The organism is Algibacter agarivorans, assembly GCF_039543245.1.
GTDB classification, from domain to species: domain Bacteria; phylum Bacteroidota; class Bacteroidia; order Flavobacteriales; family Flavobacteriaceae; genus Algibacter_G; species Algibacter_G agarivorans.
This window is the reverse complement of sequence record NZ_BAABJJ010000013.1, coordinates 60,632-80,877: the sequence shown is the minus strand read 5'-3', so window position 1 is coordinate 80,877 and position 20,246 is coordinate 60,632. Positions and strand designations below refer to the sequence as shown.

General features: G+C 33.1%; 27 protein-coding genes and 1 pseudogene. 4 read left to right on the top strand and 24 right to left on the bottom strand.

Features of this window, described 5'->3' with window-relative positions; genetic code table 11:
- Positions 1-93 precede the first annotated feature (93 nt).
- Positions 94-1,278 carry a polymer-forming cytoskeletal protein gene (locus ABD935_RS06360; protein ID WP_345190868.1) on the top strand — a complete coding sequence of 395 codons (1,185 nt, stop codon included), beginning with the start codon at positions 94-96 and terminating at the stop codon, positions 1,276-1,278.
- An 11-nt stretch (positions 1,279-1,289) separates the two neighbouring features.
- Here ABD935_RS06360 and ABD935_RS06355 read toward each other — a convergent pair whose 3' ends face one another.
- The 10 genes from ABD935_RS06355 to ABD935_RS06310 form a co-directional block, all read right to left on the bottom strand.
- Complete coding sequence (locus ABD935_RS06355) at positions 1,290-1,745, bottom strand: hypothetical protein (protein ID WP_345190867.1); 456 nt, start codon at positions 1,743-1,745, stop codon at positions 1,290-1,292.
- A gap of 206 nt (positions 1,746-1,951) precedes the next feature.
- Entirely contained in the window at positions 1,952-2,158 is a 207-nt protein-coding gene (locus tag ABD935_RS06350; protein ID WP_345190866.1) for a dodecin family protein, read from the bottom strand.
- Positions 2,159-3,014: 856 nt separating this feature from the next.
- Positions 3,015-3,938: a hypothetical protein gene (locus ABD935_RS06345; protein WP_345190865.1), complete on the bottom strand. Its 924-nt coding sequence runs from the start codon at positions 3,936-3,938 to the stop codon at positions 3,015-3,017.
- Between the two features lie 9 nt (positions 3,939-3,947).
- Positions 3,948-4,208, bottom strand: coding sequence for a zinc ribbon domain-containing protein (locus ABD935_RS06340; RefSeq protein ID WP_345190864.1), 261 nt, complete (start codon positions 4,206-4,208; stop codon positions 3,948-3,950).
- 46 nt (positions 4,209-4,254) lie between these two features.
- Positions 4,255-5,010 (bottom strand): GNAT family N-acetyltransferase, encoded by a 756-nt coding sequence (locus tag ABD935_RS06335; protein WP_345190862.1) that lies wholly within the window; start codon positions 5,008-5,010, stop codon positions 4,255-4,257.
- Positions 5,007-5,411, bottom strand: a complete 405-nt coding sequence (locus ABD935_RS06330) for a nuclear transport factor 2 family protein (RefSeq protein WP_345190861.1) — start codon at positions 5,409-5,411, stop codon at positions 5,007-5,009. Before ABD935_RS06330 ends, ABD935_RS06335 begins: the two co-directional genes overlap by 4 nt.
- A 277-nt stretch (positions 5,412-5,688) precedes the next feature.
- The gene (locus tag ABD935_RS06325) at positions 5,689-6,132 is read right to left on the bottom strand and encodes an ATPase (RefSeq protein WP_345190859.1); all 444 of its coding nucleotides are present in this window, start codon (positions 6,130-6,132) and stop codon (positions 5,689-5,691) included.
- Positions 6,117-6,563, bottom strand: coding sequence for a hypothetical protein (locus ABD935_RS06320; protein WP_345190858.1), 447 nt, complete (start codon positions 6,561-6,563; stop codon positions 6,117-6,119). Before ABD935_RS06320 ends, ABD935_RS06325 begins: the two co-directional genes overlap by 16 nt.
- Before the next feature lie 6 nt (positions 6,564-6,569).
- On the bottom strand, positions 6,570-7,586 hold the full coding sequence (locus ABD935_RS06315; RefSeq protein ID WP_345190857.1) for an alcohol dehydrogenase catalytic domain-containing protein: 1,017 nt from the start codon (positions 7,584-7,586) through the stop codon (positions 6,570-6,572).
- Between the two features lie 17 nt (positions 7,587-7,603).
- A complete protein-coding gene (locus ABD935_RS06310; RefSeq protein WP_345190855.1) occupies positions 7,604-9,439 on the bottom strand; it encodes a phytoene desaturase family protein in 1,836 nt (611 codons plus the stop codon).
- A gap of 455 nt (positions 9,440-9,894) precedes the next feature.
- Between ABD935_RS06310 and ABD935_RS06305 the strand changes: the two genes are divergently transcribed.
- From ABD935_RS06305 to ABD935_RS06295, 3 genes are read left to right on the top strand one after another with little or no spacing between them, the layout of a single operon-like run.
- Positions 9,895-10,332: a hypothetical protein gene (locus tag ABD935_RS06305; RefSeq protein ID WP_345190913.1), complete on the top strand. Its 438-nt coding sequence runs from the start codon at positions 9,895-9,897 to the stop codon at positions 10,330-10,332.
- 18 nt (positions 10,333-10,350) lie between these two features.
- Complete coding sequence (locus ABD935_RS06300; RefSeq protein ID WP_345190854.1) at positions 10,351-10,530, top strand: hypothetical protein; 180 nt, start codon at positions 10,351-10,353, stop codon at positions 10,528-10,530.
- A gap of 11 nt (positions 10,531-10,541) precedes the next feature.
- Positions 10,542-11,267: a C-GCAxxG-C-C family (seleno)protein gene (locus tag ABD935_RS06295; protein WP_345190853.1), complete on the top strand. Its 726-nt coding sequence runs from the start codon at positions 10,542-10,544 to the stop codon at positions 11,265-11,267.
- 477 nt (positions 11,268-11,744) lie between these two features.
- Here ABD935_RS06295 and ABD935_RS16615 read toward each other — a convergent pair.
- From ABD935_RS16615 to ABD935_RS06230, 14 genes and pseudogenes are all read right to left on the bottom strand, one after another.
- Positions 11,745-11,807, bottom strand: a pseudogene (locus ABD935_RS16615) (hypothetical protein); the annotation flags it as partial.
- Between the two features lie 28 nt (positions 11,808-11,835).
- The gene (locus ABD935_RS06290; protein ID WP_345190852.1) at positions 11,836-12,255 is read right to left on the bottom strand and encodes a hydrolase; all 420 of its coding nucleotides are present in this window, start codon (positions 12,253-12,255) and stop codon (positions 11,836-11,838) included.
- A gap of 83 nt (positions 12,256-12,338) precedes the next feature.
- Entirely contained in the window at positions 12,339-12,635 is a 297-nt protein-coding gene (locus ABD935_RS06285) for a chaperone modulator CbpM (RefSeq protein WP_345190850.1), read from the bottom strand.
- Positions 12,636-12,637: 2 nt separating this feature from the next.
- The gene (locus tag ABD935_RS06280) at positions 12,638-13,522 is read right to left on the bottom strand and encodes a DnaJ C-terminal domain-containing protein (protein WP_345190849.1); all 885 of its coding nucleotides are present in this window, start codon (positions 13,520-13,522) and stop codon (positions 12,638-12,640) included.
- Positions 13,523-13,735 carry a hypothetical protein gene (locus ABD935_RS06275; protein ID WP_345190847.1) on the bottom strand — a complete coding sequence of 71 codons (213 nt, stop codon included), beginning with the start codon at positions 13,733-13,735 and terminating at the stop codon, positions 13,523-13,525.
- An 8-nt stretch (positions 13,736-13,743) separates the two neighbouring features.
- The gene (locus ABD935_RS06270; RefSeq protein ID WP_345190846.1) at positions 13,744-14,196 is read right to left on the bottom strand and encodes a hypothetical protein; all 453 of its coding nucleotides are present in this window, start codon (positions 14,194-14,196) and stop codon (positions 13,744-13,746) included.
- Positions 14,197-14,291: 95 nt separating this feature from the next.
- A complete protein-coding gene (locus ABD935_RS06265) occupies positions 14,292-14,966 on the bottom strand; it encodes an ABC transporter ATP-binding protein (protein WP_345190845.1) in 675 nt (224 codons plus the stop codon).
- A gap of 1 nt (position 14,967) precedes the next feature.
- A complete protein-coding gene (locus tag ABD935_RS06260) occupies positions 14,968-16,230 on the bottom strand; it encodes an ABC transporter permease (protein ID WP_345190844.1) in 1,263 nt (420 codons plus the stop codon).
- Positions 16,230-17,309 carry an efflux RND transporter periplasmic adaptor subunit gene (locus tag ABD935_RS06255; RefSeq protein ID WP_345190843.1) on the bottom strand — a complete coding sequence of 360 codons (1,080 nt, stop codon included), beginning with the start codon at positions 17,307-17,309 and terminating at the stop codon, positions 16,230-16,232. The genes ABD935_RS06260 and ABD935_RS06255 overlap by 1 nt, the downstream gene beginning before the upstream one ends.
- Positions 17,306-18,397 (bottom strand): M50 family metallopeptidase, encoded by a 1,092-nt coding sequence (locus tag ABD935_RS06250; RefSeq protein WP_345190842.1) that lies wholly within the window; start codon positions 18,395-18,397, stop codon positions 17,306-17,308. The genes ABD935_RS06255 and ABD935_RS06250 overlap by 4 nt, the downstream gene beginning before the upstream one ends.
- Positions 18,394-18,996, bottom strand: a complete 603-nt coding sequence (locus tag ABD935_RS06245; protein WP_345190841.1) for a WG repeat-containing protein — start codon at positions 18,994-18,996, stop codon at positions 18,394-18,396. Before ABD935_RS06245 ends, ABD935_RS06250 begins: the two co-directional genes overlap by 4 nt.
- A gap of 79 nt (positions 18,997-19,075) precedes the next feature.
- Complete coding sequence (gene trxA / locus ABD935_RS06240) at positions 19,076-19,375, bottom strand: thioredoxin (RefSeq protein ID WP_345190840.1); 300 nt, start codon at positions 19,373-19,375, stop codon at positions 19,076-19,078.
- Entirely contained in the window at positions 19,365-19,763 is a 399-nt protein-coding gene (locus ABD935_RS06235) for a DUF302 domain-containing protein (protein WP_345190838.1), read from the bottom strand. The genes trxA and ABD935_RS06235 overlap by 11 nt, the downstream gene beginning before the upstream one ends.
- Positions 19,760-20,176 (bottom strand): hypothetical protein, encoded by a 417-nt coding sequence (locus ABD935_RS06230; protein WP_345190837.1) that lies wholly within the window; start codon positions 20,174-20,176, stop codon positions 19,760-19,762. The genes ABD935_RS06235 and ABD935_RS06230 overlap by 4 nt, the downstream gene beginning before the upstream one ends.
- Positions 20,177-20,246 lie beyond the last annotated feature (70 nt).

Sequence of the window (20,246 nt, the reverse complement as noted above, 5' to 3'; positions counted from 1 at the left end):
TATAGCTTGCTTAAAAAAAAATAAATGATCAATATCATTTTACAAGATATTGGTTTATAGTACTTTGGGGTCATAAGTCAAAATCCATTTATTATGAAAACTTTACTATATGTATTTTTGTTTTTAGTTTCATTTATAGCCCATTGCCAATCTGATACAGATAAAGATGTAACCATTTTAGAAAAACAAAACGACGACATTTATCTTGCAGGCGATCAAATAAATATTAAAGCTCCAATACATGGCGATGCTGTAATTGCAGGAGGCACTATAGTTGTTAAAGACACCATAAGCCAAGATTTAATTGTTGCAGGTGGCGATATTACAGTAAAAGGGTACGTGCATGATGATATTCGCGCTGCAGGAGGGAACTTAATTATTGACACTACGGTAGGAGACGATGTTATTATATTTGGAGGTGAGGTACATATTACTGAAGACGCCATAATCCATGGAAACCTTATTTCCTTTTCAGGCACTATCATCGTAGATGGTACTATCATGGGGTTTGTAAAAGCTTCTGGTGGCGACCTTAAAATTAATGGCAAAATTGCCCAAGGCGCTGAATTCCGCGCAGAAGACTTAAAAATAAATGGAGAGATTACCGGACCCACTAAAATGGTTGCAGAAGATATTACCATTGGTGATAATGCTAAGTTTTTTGATGATGTTGAATATTGGAGTACATCTGGAGCGGTAGATTTTAAAAATTCGTTGGTAAATACTTCAGCAAATTTTAACCAAGATTTGGCTAGAGAGGAACACGACTTTCCTTGGGAATTCTTTGGGATTGCAGCCATTGGTGTTTGGATATTTTATATATTGTCTGCATTTCTTATTATTTTGATTCTTAATATTTTCTTCAGGAAATTTTTGTCTAAAACCATAGTATCACTAGAAAGCAATATGATTAAAAATTTAGGCTATGGCTTAATATATCTTTTTGGATTACCGTTACTTATCTTAATTTGTTTTGTAATCCTCATAGGCATTCCTATTGGTTTGTTATTGGGGGCTTTTTATTTATTTAGTATTTTAGTAGGACACTTAGTCGTTGCCTTACTTATTGCCCACTATCTCAATAATAAGAATCAAAATTCTTGGGGAATCTGGATGTTAAGTTTTGTTGCTCTTGGCATAGCAATAGTATTAAGATTTATAACGTTTATCCCTTTTTTAGGAGCACTAATTTCTTTAATAATAATTGCTATAGCTTACGGTTTAATTATACTGTCTTTAAAAAACAACAGAAGTGTCGTGAAGTTAACTGAATCTTGATAAGTAGATATTTAATCCTTATTGGTTCTGTAATATGCTTTTGTAGCAGGTAAATGACTGGTAAAAACAATACATATGCCAAGCATAGAGTATATTAAATGGAGTATATCAAATCCAATTCTAAAATATAACTGCATATTTATCCATACTATAAGTACCAATCCGAAGTAGTACGAAAATGTCCACGACCAATGATGATTCTTATAAATATTAATTTTTTGAAAGAATTTGAGTTCTTTTTTTGTTATTAACCCGTAAAGAATTAATAAGGGTATTAAACCAAGGATAAAAAATAAGAAAAGACCAGGAATCAGAAAATTATCGAAAGGCGCTTGGTTTAGTAATATGATTGGTAAACCTAACGTTTCGCCAGACGGATCGCTAATTAGGGCCCAGCCAGCTGGCACAGCACTAATAACTTGAAAAGCAATTAGAAGTATTAAAATGTAACTTGTTATGCGTTTCATATTTTAAAATTTTAGGTAGTAAAAATAAAAACCTAGCCTAATTGATTCAATAAAAGCTTTAATTGTATTAGTTGCAAAGACCTCATGAGTTATTGAAACCCGTGAGGTCTTTGCTATTTCTAAAACTGAAGGTTGTTTACTTTTCAAAATAATTTTTTGTCATGCAATTAAAGGCATTTTATAAACGCCTATAGAATGCCCTAATTTTAGATATCCATAATACCAAAACTGATTTTTGTGTTTACCCGGTATTCTTTAATCTTGTTGTTTTCAACTGTTACTTGCATATCTTTAACATATACAGATTTAATGTTTTTAACCGATTTTGATGCTTCTTTTATTACATTAGAAACGGCGTCTTCAAAACTTACGGTAGAGTTCCCTAGTACTTCAATAACTTTTAATACAGACATGATTTTTTGATTTAAAGATTAATAATTGTTTTAAAGTACTCTAATCGTGTTATTTACACAATGATAATTGTCAATGTTTGAAAAATAATATCTATTTGTTTAGAAAAGGAAATCTAAACGAAAATAACCCCATATCACGTGCCAAATCATGTAATAAAGTAGCCTAAAAAAGTACATGGTTATAAAATCATATGTTTTAAAAACAATTAATTGTGTGAGATTGAATAAAAACAAATTGATGAAAATTATACCGACAGCCCATGTAGGTGAAGAAGCCATATTGATGGTTTGATAACTTGGTTCCAATAATGCCACTATAACAATTGAAATCCATAAGTGTTTTTGGAATGCTATATTCTTAAAAATGGAAGTTGATAAAACCAGTAGGAAAGCAAGGGGTAAAACATGAAAAACAATCTCTATAAAAAATGCAATAACTGGATAAAATAATAAGGATTCGGGAAACAAAATATGTGTGTCCTTTGGAAACGGAACCTTCAAATCGATATAAATTGCTATGGAGGTAAAGAGCACTACCAACCAAATATATTTTAAAGACTTTTTTAGATTATTCTTTTTATAAATGGTGAACCAACCTTTAAAACGCAAGAAGTTCAATATCAAAAAAACCAGTACAACACTCAAAATAATTACAAACAAGGGGTTTATACTTCCTAAAAAACGGATAAATGATGAACTACTTTGATAGGTTAAGATTGCTGTTAGGATTACAATGAAAAACATAAAGAGAACAAGAATTTTATTCTGCGCTCTTTCTGCTAAAATTACGCCACTAAATTTCTGAAACCAATTCATGAAGTTTTTTGCTAATAATTTTCAATTTCCAAGCTAGATTTTAAATCATAAAATGTTTCAATACGCGCAAAGCTCTCAAGGTATTCCATCGGCTTGGTTGTCCTGCTTTTTCCATATCAAAATGAACTTTCCCAGGATGCTTTGCTCGTAGATTCCAAGTTCCTTCTTTATTTCGTTTTTTTAATAACATTTTAACGGCTGGTTGCATGCGGTCGTCCCAATCGGTTTTTGAATATTGGAAATAATCTAAAGCACTCAAAATATCATATCGCCATCGTCGTGGATAAGAAAACCTCAAAAAGTCTTTATTAATGATGTCTCCCGTTCTGTCGGATAGAAATAACTGGTGCATTAAAATAAATTCTATAGCTGATTTCTTTGCCATAATTAATTCCTTAAGTCGATATTTATATGAATTAAGCTCATATTCAGTTATTCCTTCTAATACAGATAATGTGGTGTGCAAAGAACTGTGAACGGTTAGAAATCTATTAGACCTACAATTAAAACCACCGTCCGGCATTATTTGTGCTAATATGCAATCAACAACAGATTTTAGGTGGTTTTCATTTGTTTTAAAATATGAAGCATAGTTTAAGAACATGCCATTAATACATAAATCGGTTACTTGCGTTTTGCCAATTGGCAGAATCCCGCCATCTTCAGCTTTTTCATTTTTCAAGATAATTTCAACAGATTCTTTTATAATTGGATTATCGGGGGCGATACATAAATTCCGCAAATCAAGGAGCGTATAATGGGTAGAAGTCCATTTGGGCTGATAAAACTTAATGCCCCAATGGCCATCAGTTTTTCGTTTAGACAAAAATTTGGCACCGAACCCTTCTTCCGAAATGCTGTCCCGCAAGTCATTTCGGTCTGTTGATAATAAATCTCTGTGGACTTGATATTGTATAGATACATCACCTTTTAAAAGCCACTTTAGAACACCATCCTTACTCATAAAGCAATTTTATGAATTCTTCCAACGTTCTAATCTCGGTATATTCCTTGTAAATAACCAAGCCATGAATTTTGATGAACCCTGTTCAACCATTTTCTCTTTACAAAAATGCTGCATGTCCTTTGCTGTACCTTTAAAAGTGAAATCGCCATTCTGGTAGCAGTAACTGCAATAGGTTAGGTTTTTTGTTCCATCTTTGTTTGTACCTCCTTGTTGAGGGTCTTTATTTATTGGCATCCCACAACTTTGACAAAATTTGTTAGTTTTCATTTTACTGTATTTTAAATTTGTTCAAAAAGATTTAATGTCTGTCACCTTATTTTTTTAGTTCTTTTTTAAGAATATTCTTAAAACGCGTGGCACTCAAATAGTGATCTTCCAATAATTTACCGTCATGTAATAAATTAAATACCCCAAAGCCTGAAGGGGCTTTTTTAGCTTCTCGAGCGGTTTCCATTTTCGTTATTTTTAAATCAATTCCCGCGTCCAGAGCAACATGCAACATGGCTTCTACAGATTTTTCGTGCCATGGGCATTGATCTGCGTAGACCAAGTTCCAGCCTTTATATTTGTTTTGTTGCGATGTCCAATCAAAGAGTTTTGGTTCTGGTGATGTTGTATTCCATTGTTTTGATAGTAATTCGAAACGTCCTCTATTATCAACTTCGATAAAACCATTTTGTTCAAAAAGACGTTTATCAGCCATCCAAGAGCCTTTGCTGGTCATAACGCATAAGCCGGCCATATTTTTTTCTTTGGCATCTTTTTCTGCCGCTTTTACCAATAGTGAACCCAAACCTTGATTTCGGTTTTTCTTGGCATAGATATACAAACAATGGATGAACATAAAGTTATCAGCATCTATGGGTCTCCATGCATTTATTGCAGGAATGTATTCTATAAACCCAATCATTTTATCTGCTTCATCTTTTAGGATTTTTAGTTTCAATCCTTCTTTATGCCGTTTTTCAAACCATTTTTGCTTATTCTTTGCCTCGGGTTTTTTCATGTCCTTTATACAGAAAAGGGTTTCTTGCTCCACATTATCTGGTGTAACGGCCACTATTTTCATAGTTTTTCTTTTTCAGTTTTTATCATTTTTGCTGTATGCACAATAGGTATATCCCAAGCCTCTTTAATCTGACCATCAATAATGCACCATACCACAATAGCGTCAATTTGCATTGGTTTACCTTCTAGTGACAATGTGTCTTTAACATGTGTGATAATCAGTTCATCGCCCAAAGGGGTTATGGATATGGGATTTACCTTAAAGGAACCATTGGTACGACCTGCTAATTTTTGGAAGAAATCCGTTAAACCAGAGAGGCCGAAATAGTCTCCTTCTAACTCCGACAGCTTTGGGTTAATATAATGCCAAACGAAATCTTCAGCTAACACCTCAGTCAAAGTATTCGGATCTGCAGGGTTGAACCTCTTTAAAATTTTGATATTCGGATGTTCTTTATTCATGATGTTAATTTTGACTAGCTGCTTTTTAGAATGAATTACCTTCATGCTCTACTAGGCTCAAAGAGACTATCGAACAGCGTGCAATAAGTAAAAAAAGTTATAGTGTCAAGCTTTTGATTTAAACACTAATCTACTATATATGAGTTGTTTGAAAAATGATATAAATCAGAGAACACGTTTTTAAGATTCCTATTTCTATTTGGATATGGTGGCAAATAGCAATAATAATAGCAACAATTAGTATTGCACTTATAATTGAATTGAATGATGAAACTATTTAGTTTTGAAAGCGTTTTTTAAGCTCTGATCTGGCTTCTTGTTCTATCTCCATTGAAATTTTATTCACTATTTTATTCCAATATGTCTTCATTTCTTCTCTTTGTTTTGGGTCTACTAATTTTTCTTGGTGAAAGCTGATTGTCGTCTTTTCTATATTTCCAATCACCCTAAGTTGAACTGTTGATATGTTTGTCCAATTCTTCTTTTGCCAATTTATTCTTATATGCGAATTTGGCTTGAACACCCTTACATATCCTCTAACCCCTTTTTCAGTTTTGAATTCTTTTTTTAGTTCAAGCGCTCTGTCTAATTTGCCAAGCCATATGTTCAATCCTTTTTCGGAAAACAAGAAATTCCACATATCATCACTTGAAATCGGATACGTTTTTCTGATTCCAAATTGAAATCCGGCATCTTTTGTTTTACCTATTTGCTTTTCCATTTATTTTTCTTTTTTATATATAGCCAAATAATAATCACGCCTAAAATTCCTAATATGGATAGTATAGCCGCAAAATAAATCCAAAACATACTGACATTATGCGTTGATCGAAATTCAGGTTTTACGTCGAAATTAATCCAGGGTCCTGTTCTACCCAACACAAAAATTAAAACTCGAAAAGCATGAAAAATAGCAGCATAGGCACCTAAATGTAATGCCATTGATTTTGAGCTATTTGAATTTCTAAACAGCCAATGAGATGAAAAAATGAAACACAATATATCAATGGCCATTTCAATGAAGGTTAATACAATCACCCAATAAGCGAGCGTGTTCCAGCCATTTTCAATGGTTAATAATCTAATGGTTCTGAAAAATAAAATACTCGCACCTAGAATTAAAGCTAAAGCATATAATTTTTGTTTATTCATTTTTTATCAAGACATTTTTAACAGAATTTTCCCCTCGGTCATTTGGTTGGTATAATCACGGATGGCTTCTTTCACTTCTTTCAAAGGATAAATTTTTCTAATGTCACTTTTGAGATGGTTTGGAATTTGTTTCTGTGTACGTTTCCATAACAGCATTATTTTTAATAGATTTTGCTTCCTAATCCAAGGACCTAGCCAGAAACTGTCAATGCTCTTATTTTCAAATATCAAAAGGTCAGGACTCGCTTGAACAGCTTGACGGGACAGCGCGCTAAACACAGTAACCTTGCTATTTGGAGGCATAGCTTTTAATAGCTGATTCGTTAATGATCCTGCAACCGCATCAAATGCTAGACGCGTATTGGTTTTATGACAGGCATCATGTAGCTGTTGTTCAAATTCTTCATCATTGCTATTCAGTACAATGTCAGCACCTTGGGTCTTAAGAAGATCCACTTGTGAATCCCTGCGAACAACATTTATTATTTGGATACCTTCGTTTCTCCCCAGACGGTTCACCATTTTACCCAGTGAACTTGCCGCAGCAGTCAATAAAATGGCTTTATGTTTTCCTTTTTTAGAAATGTCTATAAATGCACTGGCTGTAAGCGGGTTTATAAAGGACATGGCGCCTTGCTCTAAACTCAATGATTTATTCAAAGACAATACGCCTCCTTTAACACTTTTAACTACATACTCTGACCAAACACCACCGCCTGTTCCCCAACCAGTACAGGCAACTCTTTTACCAAGGAAATAGCTTGCCATAACTCCTGGTCCGGCAGCAACGACTTCTCCAGAACCTTCTCCACCTGGCACAATAGGAGTTGGATTTTTAAAGCCATAATAACCCGTCAATGTTGCCAGATCCGAAGGATTTATTGGTGCGAAGACAACTTTGACCAAAACTTCGTTCCTTTCTGGTGTTGGTACCGGTCGTTGCTCAATACTTAAGGCATCAGCACCAGAATAAGAATTCAAAACGACCACTGTCATTGTATCTGGGATTTTTATTTTTTTCATGTCAATTCTGTTTTGTACTAAACCATAGGGCCAAATATCTTCGCCTTACCTCCAATATCGATAAGCTCAGAACTTTTAAAAAAGCTACTGCCATTAAGTTCAACATGAAACCGAATTTTTTCTTCCTCTGGAGAAGAAACAACGGGAAGCCAACGGTAGGGTAGATCCAACTCAGTTACTTTTGGTTCCATTAAATTAAGAATAACATACTGTCCATTTTGAGGCTGAAATCTGGCCAGTTTTTCAAAGCTTAATTCAATCGTTTTGTTATCAACTTTTTTACGCTCCAAGAGGGAAACAATTCGCTGGTCAACATACTTCTCGTCATCACAAACTGACCAAATTTTATCTCGATTCATCTGCAAAGCTGCCAAAAATCCGGCCATGATGGATCCCTCGAATCCACCTCCGGGAAAAGCCCATGCCGATGCGAAATACAAGTTGGGAATCAAGAAATTATTTCTGAGGCGTTTTGTTCCCGACTGTTCTTTGGTTTGCTTAAAACCGTAAACTGAGCCAGCAGTATTTGAGGTAAATCGTTTAATGGTTTTTGGAGTGGCGACTTCGTAATATTCAATACTTTCTCGTATTCCTGGAAATTGTTTTTCTAATCGGCCTAATAAAATTTGAGCTACTTCTTCCTTTTTTGCTTTGTAGTCTTCCTTACTCATTCCATCCCAGTCTTTCAGATAATCCGCGCAACAGATTACACCTACCGATTTGCCTGCTGGTGCCAGTTGGGAATCTATTTTGTTGTAATCTACAAAAACGAAGCTACGTTTTGACCAATCGCCAGTATTGTTAGGGTGTACATCCTTCAAGGTCTTTACATCATCTCCCTTAATAGCATTGGAGTAGTGTTTTACGCCATAGGCCTCTAAATCAGATTTAAAGCCTAGATAAATATTTAATAAGGAGCAAGCATTGGTTTTATCACCGATTTGTTGTTTGAGTGAAGCCGCATGGGGTTCATCCAGCATATCAGGCACTATGGGCATGGCACAATTGGCCACTACATTATCGCATGAAATAGTCTCGGGTTCCAAGCTGTCATTAAAACTATCACGGAAGGTGACTCCCGTTACTCTGCCATTTTTTGTTACGATTTTCTCCGCCTTTTTACCCAACAAAACGCAACCTCCCTGTTTCTCAATGTATGCTGCCAATTGATTGGATAGCTGTTGTGAACCACCTTTTATAAAGTAACCACCGCTTCCAATAAAGCTAGAAAATGGCAAGCCATAATAAAACATGGATAAGGTGTAAGGGTCATCGTCCCAATAAACAATATGCGCTAACAGGTCGAGTTTTGCGTTTTCATTGGTAATATACTTATCGAACCAAGACCCGACCGTATGTCGGGATGCTTCTACAAGATTAGGATAAAGCAAGGGCATAAACGGATACATCAACTTGCGTTTTAATGGTGTGCGTGGCAATTTTACTCCTTCTCTTCGTATACTGGCAAGCAATTTCATAAGCCGTTTGATTCCTTTTTCATCTTCAGGATATTTATCGATCAGTACTTTGCTCGCTGCAGCATAGGTGTGTGGAAACACAAACTTCTCCTGGTCTGAATGCACAGCATATAGTTCCGGTACTTGTAGAAACTCTACTTGTTGATCGACTTCCAACATGTTGAATATTTGCTTTATTGCCCCATCTTTTTCGAAGCCACACATTTCATGAAGGCCGACTTCAATGATGAAATCTCCTCGCTTAAAAGTGGTGGCACAGCCACCTGGTTTGTGGTGTTGTTCTAATAATAGGACTTTCTTACCAAATTTTGAGAGCGTAGCTCCGGCGGTTAATCCTGCTAGGCCTCCTCCGATAACAATAGTATTATATTTCATTTTTTTTTGTTTTGAGTGGGTGAGTGTAATTTCTTTCTTGATACTTAGTTATCTGATATTTTTGCTGTACGCACAATAGGTATATCCCAAGCTTCTTTGATCATACCATCAATAATGCACCATACCACAATGTTCTTCATTCATGATATTTATTTTTAGCTAGTCGCTCTTTAGAATGAATTGCTTTCATTCTCTGCTTGGCTAAAAGAGACTACAGAGCAGAATCCAATAAGTAAAAAAAGTTATAGTGTCAAGCATTTGATTTAATCACTAAATCTACTATCTATCAGTTATTTACAAAATGATATAAATCATTAATATTCATAAAATTTAGACTAAAAATGCCGTCTTGTAATGATATATATCATTGGTTATAAGGTGTATATGAGCTTATTTTATAAATTAATGCTGTACTCATGAAAAAACCAATATTAATGGGCATACTTGTCTTAACCATGATCTTTGGTGCATTTGCACAAAATGAACTAGAAACGACACCACCAAAATTTGAGATTAAAGTCATAACGAGTATTGAATCCATAGTTCCGATGGGATTAGGTCGTTCAAGACTTATCTCCTCAAATGCAGAACGCAATTACCAAGAATTTTCTTCGGAACAAACTGAAGATGACAATACTCGAAATAAATCCAAACGTAAAGACATTCGTATAAAGGATTTTGAAGAAACAAAACTGTTAAACTTCTACAATCTTGGCGGTATACGCTTTCAAAATATTGCTTCTAATGATGTCGTGATATCTTCAAAACTTACTGCGATGCTTACCGAAGGTTGGGATTTAATATTTGTTACAAGTGCTGTAGAAAGCGATGCAGGAGAAAAAGATGAACAAGGTATTTTTATTACACGATATATTTTTAAAAGGAGATTATAAATAATTAAAATAAAAACTATGACAACTAAAAAAGAAGATAAAAGTACTTGGGCAATTGGAGGAATGACAATGATTGGAGTTGGAGTCGGACTCTTTTTTATGCAATCATCACCTATATTAATGGTAGCCTGCATACTTATTGGTATAGGTTTGGGACTTCTTATTGCTTCGATTCTTTCTAGAAAAAAGGAAATTTAATTTTAAATAAAATGAACACTTCCATACAACATAAAAATGATGCGAAGGAAATATTCAAGAAATGTGGAACCTGCTCCAGAACGTTTGCACATATTTTAAATCGGGAATTTGGAAATGTTAAAGAACACGAAGAACGTGCCTTAAATCCGCTAGCAGGAGGCATTATGAACCATGGCCACCAGTGTGGAATGCTTTGGGGTGCTGCATTGGCCGTAGGAGCAGAATCTTATCGAACACATAAAGACCTTGAAAAAGCTATTCCTATTGCTGTTAATGCTACACAACATATTATAGAATCTTTTGTAAAATACTCTGGTGCTAAAAATTGCAAGGACATTATTGGTTATGACCTTACCTCAATTATTGGAATGACAAAGTTCATGTTCAAAGTCACACTTAAAGGCATGGAAAATAGTCATTGCTTTAATCTTGCCGAGCAATGGGCTCCAGAAGCGGTTGAAGTGGCGACTAAAAGCCTTTCTCAAAACATCGCAATCAAACAAAAGCCTGTTATTAGCTGTGCTTCCGAAGTTGTAAGACAAATGGGTGGCAGAGATGAAGAGTTGGCAATGGTTTCAGGATTTGCTGGTGGTCTTGGTCTAAGCGGAGAAGCTTGTGGTGCATTAAGTGCTGCTATTTGGAAAAAAATGCTGGACTGGTGTCGAGACAACCCAGAAAAAATCCCACCTTATTTTAATAATAAGACCGCAAAAAAAATGCTAAAAGCTTTTAATTAAGGTGACAAATAATAAAATGCTGTGCCATGAAATTTGCGATAAGCATTTTTCAATCTTAGAAGACCATACAGCATATATAAAAAATGGCGGATGTAAAACGCTTATTAATGTATTGGCTACTGTGTAATTAACAGGTTATATAAAATTATAATTATCAGAATTTTAAAAAATCAATTGCGCCTTTCATAATCAATTTGTGACAGGTTATTAAAACATTAGCATTTATGCCCTTATTTAGTTAGTAGTATTTTGGTAGTTTACATTCAAACAGTGATGGATTGAATACTAATTTTACTATTAAACTCATTTAAACTTTTTTTTATTGGCTGTAAAATGATATTTTTCACTCACTTTTTGTCTTTTTATAACTCCGTAACGATGTTATGCAGTTCAAAAAAGTCTTCAATTAAGTAAAAAAACCTCTATTTTTCGCTTCAATCTAAAAAGTTTAAATGAGTTCATTGAAAACTATTGTAGTTATTTTTCAATCTCTGCAAAAAGCACTATATAATTATGACCAAATTTTTCTTGACATTCTGGGCAATACGCATAATGAACAAAATATGTTTTAGCCTTCTTGTTTTTTGCTTTCTAAATGTGCATCCATTTCTTTAATAAATTTTGGTATTGCATTATAGTTACCATCAAACACCTTACTCATAAATGTTCCTGTAAGCGTTGTGTTTGTGGCATCGTGAACGCTACCGTTTACTGATAATAATATTTCAGATTTAAAAGGATGGGGGTCTGAAAACAGCACTAAAACGTCTTCTTTATTTGCTGTTATCATTTTGGAGTTTTCTGCCATTTTCATCATTCTGGTTAATTGTTTCCCTATCATTGGCGGATAAGGAATATGAAAAAATGTGGGAACTGAGGCTTTAATAAAGGGTTTGTTATTCCAATTAAATGTTTTGTTGTCCCATTTTTCTGGATGGAATTTAGGGCAACATTCCTCGGTTTTTTGTTCTCGTGTTTTGGTCATCATATTTTAGTTTTCTTAGACTTTATTTTTTTAAAGTTAATTTAAAACCTAATTGAGAGGGCCATGTTAAAACTATTGTTTTTGCTTTAATCAAGTTCAAAACGCTTCAATCTATTATGCAATGCTATAATATCCTCATGCAATAGTTCTACTTTTTTAAGAAGATTAAAAATAACATCCATGCCTTCAAAATTTATATCAAGATCGTAATGTAAACGCATCATTTTTTCAACGGCTTTTATTTGGGTGGTATGGATATAAAAAGCATCTTTTTCAAAAATGAGTTCTATAAGTTTAAATTCTTGCAATGTGTTAATAAATGATACAGGAACATTATAACGTTTGCAGAGTAACTGTATAGGTATTAAATCTTTAGGTTCCATAATCAGCGTAGTTTTTGCAACTTTTGTATGAGTGCTTTTTCTTCATTAGAAAGTCTAGTGGGTAGTTTTATTTGATAGGTAACGTACAGGTCTCCAAACTGATTTTCTTTTTTGTATTTAGGAAACCCTTTGCCTTTAAGTTTTACCTTAGTGCCGTTTTGAGTTTCTGGTTTTATATTGAGTTTTACTTTTCCGTTGAACGTGTCAATCATGATGTCACCACCAAGTAAAGCCTTATACAAATCTAAATCTACCGTTGCATGAAGATTATCTTTGTCCCTTTTAAATTTTGAATGGTTCACAATTGAAAACTGAATGTACAAATCGCCATTAGGGCCACCATTAACACCTTTGCCACCGTGGCCTTTTATTTTAATGATTTGTCCGTTTTCAACACCTGCAGGAATAGTAATTCTGATGTTTTTATTATTGACCGTTAAGGTGCGCTTATGTGTGGTATAAACGTCTTTTAAATCGAGTTGTAATTCGGCATTAAAATCTTGACCTCTAAATTTAACCTGCCTACCACGACCTCGTGAAGATTGACCACCAAACATATTCTCGAAAAAATCTGAAAAATCTGCTTCAGAATAGCCACTGGATGCTCCTTGGTAACTCCCTTGATATTGCTGTTGCTTCTTTGCTTTTTCATATGCTTCGGCATTTTCCCAATGCTCTCCATACTGGTCATATTTTTTTCGGTTTTCAGGATTGCTTAAAACTTCATTGGCTTCATTGATTTCTTTGAATTTTTTTTCAGCAACTTTATCATTGGGGTTTAAATCCGGATGGTATTTTCGAGCTAATTTTCTGTATGCTTTTTTTATATCATTTTCTGAAGCAGTTTTAGATAAACCAAGTATTTTATAATAATCTACAAAAGACATTTAGTTCTTTTTATGGGTTTCAATATGATGTTTTAATAATTGTTTTAAACTTTCATTGTAATCTTCCATGACTTTGATATTAATATCAGGGTCATTAACAGATGGAACGGTTATAGGGGTTTCTTCTAAAAAAATATATAATTCTGGGTACTCTGTTTTTATTAGGGTAGTTAGCCTAACTATGTCGTTTTCTATATTTTGTAACACATTCATGATAACTATCAATTAAACTTCCAAACCTGTTTCTTTTTTTGCTTTTCAAACACGTCCTTAATCATACAGAAAACAACTCTCCTCATTTTTCTTTCATTATCAATAAACCTTACAATAGTATCTCCAAGTTGTTCATTTTCAATTTTAAACCCAAATGGGTCATGGATATAAGTGTCATCAATAATACAAACAATGCTTTCTAAATTGATTCGAGTGTCATTTAGTAAATACTCACATTGGCTTTTTAATTCAAAAACCTCTATTTGTAATTCCCTTAATTCATCTAAGTTTTCATACATTAAAAGTTCGGAAAAATAATTTTCAATAAGTATTTCTAAAAAGCTCATATCAAAATAATAAAATTCTAACTCCTTTTTCCAGTTTTCGGTTAACAGGTAAAGGTTTTCCCAATTATCATCCTTTCTAACAGTTTCTTCAAGTTTGTTTTTTAAAATAATCATCTGTGTCGTTTTAAGATTAATGATTAAATTTAATTGTAAAAACTCTTATTTGAAATGATGTGTATCAGTCTTGTGAATAATAAAGAGATATTAGTTTAGGTTATTATTTTGCCATCTGCCATTTGAATAATACGATCTGTTTTATTGGCGAAATCTTCGTCGTGAGTTACCACTAGAAGAGACAAACCTTCTTCATCACTTAACCTTTTGAAAATATTGAAGACGTTTTCAGCATTAAAACTATCTAAATTCCCAGTAGGTTCATCGCCCATAATAATAGATGGGTTGTTAATAAGAGCTCTTGCAATAGCAATACGTTGTTTTTCGCCTCCAGAAACTCTCGATGCGCGTTTTTTTGCAAGCTGTTCTATGTTTAACATTTTTAGTTTTTCAAAAGCATCGTGTTCTATTTCTTGATGTGATTTTTCAGCTAGTTTTTTAGCAGGTAACATCACATTTTCTATAACTGAAAATTCAGATAATAAGTAATGAAACTGAAATACAAAACCAATATGTTTATTTCTTATATATGAAAGATGGTCTCTACTTTGATTTGTAATGAGTTGGTCGTTTAAAAAAAGTTCACCCTCATAATCGGTATCCATAGTAGATAAAATGTAGAGCAATGTAGATTTTCCACAACCCGATTTTCCCATTATTGAGGCAAACTCTCCTTTTTTAATCTGAAAATTGATGTCCTTTAAAACATGAAATAATACAGGCTTCTTAAAGTATTTGTTAATATGTTTTGCTTCTAGTACATGACTCATTTTATTGGCCTCTTATAATGGTTACAGGGTCTATTTTTTTAGCTTTTTTTGAAGGTAAGTAACCTGCCAAAAAAGTTGAAAGCATAGCAAAGGAAAAACCTATGATAAAAAACAGCGGATTTAGGTTTATTGGATACGTTTCAACTGTTGGAAGAGCTTCTGTTTGAAAGGGAATGGTATCAATGATACTCACTAATGCAAAACCGATTATAAGTCCTAAAATACCACCTATAAGCCCAATAATCATAGCTTGACTCATAAAAATAAGTTGCACATCTTTACCAGAAAAACCTGTAGCTTTTAATATAGCTATGTCGTTCATTTTTTCATAAATAAGCATATTCAAAATATTATAAATCCCAAACCCAGCTACAATAAGAAGCGTTATTGAAACGGCATAGGTTATAAGATTTCTTATGGTTGTTCCTGTTTCAAATTGTGCGTTGGCTGTTTTAATATCAATAGCAGTTAAATTGAATTGTTGCTCAATTTTTTTTGATAATGGCATGGCTTGCTCGATGTCATATAATTTCACATTAATATCTGTAATATAGTTTTTGGCTTTGCCTAAAATGCGCTGAATGGTTTTTATATTGGTAAAACTTTGAACAGCATCTAAATCTGCAATACCACTTTGAAAGAAGCCCACTATTCTTAAAGGGAAAATGCCTCCATTTATAGGGCTAACTTGTACACGGTCTCCAACTTTTAATGACATTTTTTTAGCAATACCAATGCCTAATAATATGCCATTATCTGTATTTTGTAAAGCTTCGGCAGAACCTTCAACAATATAATCGCCCATATTAAATAAGCGCGCTTCATCAAGCGGATTAATACCTGTGAGATTACCTCCCAATTCAATAGAGCCTGCTATATAAAAAATTTGGGTTTTGACTTGTGGGAGTGCACCACGAACCTCCTCCTTATCTTCTAAATATTTAATAATAGGTAAGGCATTATGAATTTTTTTTTGAGTTAATTTTGGTTTTATGGAATGTATAACGTTAAAACTTTCTTTTACATTATCGTATAAAGAAATAGGTTGGTGTTTAGAAGGTTCTATTTCATTATAAACATGAATATGAGGTGTTTGGTTTAGAATTAAATCATCCAGCATAGCGTTTAAGCCTGTCATAAAACACACCAGAGTTATGTAAGCTCCAATACCAAAAGTAACCCCAAGAGCTGCTGTAGATGTTTGCTTTATTTTAGTCAGCAAATGGGTTTTAGCAATGTTTAATATCACTTTCCAATTCGTCATTATTCGGGTTTATAAATAAAAGTATCTTTAGTGATTCCAGAAAGCACTTCAATGTATTCCATGTTTTGTAAACCTGTTGTAATGGGGGTTAATCCATCATCTGTTTTTACTTTATCATCTTCTATTAAGTAGGCTTTTGGAATGGTTAAAACGGTATCTTTTTTTTTAATAATAATATTGGCTTCTCCAGAAAGTCCAGGATATAATATGTTTGGTGGATTTTCAAATACAGCTTCTACTTTAAAGGTTTGGTTGCGTTCGTCTTTTTTTGGATAAATCTTTGATACTTTTCCTTTAAAAACTTTACCGTTATAAGCATCTAAATTTATAATAACATCTTGGTTTTTGGAGATGCTTACAATATCAACTTCATCAACCAGCATGTCTATAACAAAATGAGTAGCACTGCCAATAGATGCAAGCGGTTCCATGGTGGTTACGATTTCTCCAGATTCTTTGTACAACGCATATACTTTGCCATTAATCTTACTTTTAACCATAAAGTCCTTAGTGTTAATCAAAGCCGTTTGATAATTGTTTTGTGCTTGTTGTACAGCCGTGTAAAGTTCGTTTTTAGTTCTATGATATTTACTTTGTAAAAGTTTTAAATTGTTTGATGCCAACTCATAATTAAGTTTTCGAGTATCAAATTCTACTTTTGAGCCTATTTTTTGTTCCCACAGGTTTTTTTGCCTGAAATAATTTATAGAGTCGTTTTGGTATTTAAGCTTTGCCGCTGTTATTTCTTCAAGAATACTGTTTAGAACAGCAGCGTTTCCATTGTAGTTTTCTTTTGCCAGATTTAAACTGAATTTAGCATTTTGTGCATTAAGTTTAGGTGTGCTATTAATAATTTGAATAAGCGTTTGGTTTTTTGAAACCACATCGCCTTCTTCCACTAAATTATTATCTAAAATGCCAGCAACTATAGCATAAGCCTGATATAAACTATCTGGTTGAATGGTTACTGAAGAATAAACAGATTCTGTTAAAGGCCTTTCCGTTGGAAGTATTTTATTCTCATTATTAAAACATGAATATATGATGAAAAAGAGCATTAAATACCTGAATAATTTCATAATGAATGTACTAGTTTAGCCTGTAGCAATATGTATTCGTTTAAATTAATATGGTCAATAGCGCCAACAAGTTTATTGTTTTCTAGAACAGGGAAAAACGGATGTTTTTCACTATGTGTTAGTTTGTATATTTTATCGAGTTTATCATTACTATAGACTGTTTTGAAATTTGTAATCATAATATCTTTAACCAATATGTTTTTATTGGAATTTTCTATAATATCCTGATGAATCAATACCCCTACGATAGTGTTGTTTTCAATCACAATAAAATTATTTTCGGTGCTAGATATTAATTTATTTACTACTAAATCTATGGGGTCTTCAGGATTAAAAGTTGTAATATTTATCATCATAGCTTCCTCAACGTTATGTCCTTTAAGTAACGCTAAATGTTGTACCATTTGGTTTTCACCATAAGCCCCTAAAAAGATAAAGAGTGCAATTATTATTAAGAACGGGTTGTATAAAAAACCTATTAATAGGAAGAAAACCGCAATAAATTGCCCAATATTTGAAGCTATTTGAGTGGCTTTTGCACGATCCATTTTCATGGCAAGCAAGGCTCTTAAAATGCGACCGCCATCCATTGGAAATGCTGGTATAAAATTAAAAATCACTAAACCTACATTGACTATAAATAGAAGAAACAGGAAATTTTGCCATGTAAAACTCATTAAAGTCTCAAAGGTTTCTGTGAAATTTAAATGTGTAAGTTCATTTACGGGCACAATAAAATAGAGCAATAATGCTATAATAACATTTACCAAAGGGCCTGCTAATGTTACTAAAAACTCTTGTTTGGGCGATTCTGGAATGCGCTCTAAACTTGCCACACCGCCTATGGGGAGCAGGGTTATTTTTTTAGTGTCTATACCAAATCGTTTAGCGGTTAAGGCGTGCCCTAACTCATGCAGTACCACACATGCAAAAACAGCTAAGACCAATGCAACATTAAACAAAATACTTTCGGTACTACCACCACGTTTTAATTCACTAAAAACTATCCAAGCTATTAAGAAAAAGAATGTCCAGTGTACCTTGATTTTAATTCCAGAAACGCTTCCTAAATTTAAATTTGCTTTCATTTTATAGATTTAATAACCCATTTATTATTCTCGTTAAGTATAGCAACTAAATCCTCTGTAATAAATTTAGATGTTATTTTTGGAGGGCTTTTAATAAATTTTTTGTCTAAGGCTATATTGTTACCTTTTGGGTTTAAATATTCTTTTACGTTACCTTCAGTATCGATGATTACCTCAAAGTATTTATAATTAACGATCGGTTTATTCAATATGTCATTTTTACCCATGGATTGAGATAATACTTCTAAAGCTAAAGCAACATCATTATTAAAATTTGAAGCATTTAAGAATTTTGTTTCTATAATTTTTTCACCTGTTTTATCTATATAGCCAAAGTACTGAATACCATCTTTTTTTTCTGAAATTAAACATCTGTTATTATAAAATACAGGGTACTTGCCATCGTCGGTTTTAGTTAAAACCAAGTCATCTCTAAAATTTATAATAATAACGCCTTTTTTATTTATAAATCCCCACGAGTTGTCTTTCTTAATGGCTGCTATACCATCATTATAAGTGGCTATTAAATCTAGTTCTTCTGTTGTTTGTGCTAAAGCAAAAACTGGGATTAATAATAGTATAATTAGTACCTTTTTCATAGTCAAATATTTTATAACAATATTCTAAAATATGATGTTTGGGGTTATTATAAAATGATATCCATCAGCAAGAAATAGTTTAGATGTACTGTTTTATAATTGAAATAATATCATTTTTTTGAAGTACCCCAGATTGTCGCCAAACCTGTTCTCCGTTTTTAAAAAGCAACATAGTGGGCACACCTCTAACTTGGTATTTTGCTGCTAGGGGTTGATTTTTGTCCACATCAATTTTTATGATTTTTATGGCATCTTCAAGTTCTTCTTTTACTTCTTTTAAAATAGGAGCCAACATTTTACAAGGACCGCACCAATCGGCATGAAAATCTATTAATACTGGTAATTCAGATTGTATTATGGTGTTAAAATTATTTTTCATTATTGATATTTTTGATAACATTTTTAAGTTTTGTACTAACAACTTCGGCAACGTCGCTTAGTTGCTCATTTTTTACAGCTTGCATAGAAACCATAGGGTTAATAGCAGATACTTCAATAGTATTTTGCGATGTTTCTTGCACTATAACATTGCAGGGTAACATTGTACCTATTTTGTTTTCAACTTGTAAAGCTTTATAGGCAAAAGGCGGGTTGCAAGCGCCTAAGATTTTATACTTTTTAAAATCAATATCCAATTTGTCTTTTAAGGTTTGCTGTATATTAATTTCTGTAAGTACACCAAAGCCCTCATCTTTTAGTAAGTCTATAACTTTTGCCTCTACAGTTTCAAAACTTCCTTTTGTAATAGTGGTAAAATAATAGTTCATGATCTTGTTTTTTTTAATTCTAAATCTAATTTAGCAAGCATAATCAATTCGGATTTGTTCAACCCAGAAAACGAAGCAGCAATAGCATGCGCTGTTTTTAATATTAGTTTCTTTATATCGTCAGTAAATAAATGTGGTTGTTCATTTTTATACTTTATAAAAGCATTGTAACCTGCTTTAGCGTTTAAATTTTCTTTATCATTCAACCAATCAAAAACAATCTCTATTTGGTATGCTGCATCTGTATGGTAAGCATCTTCAATAACATCGACTTCTAGCCAATGTTTTTTTACTAATTCTTTTAACTTGTTAAACTCCACATCTCGCACCCGCATATCTGCTGCTGCTATGGCATAAAATAGCTTACCAAGGTTTTGGTAAAACTTAAGTGTCATTTTCTTTTTGGTTGCCATTTTAAATACAAATTAACTTTAATAAAGTTACATACTTGTTCGTTAACTACATATGATAAAAATCAGTATA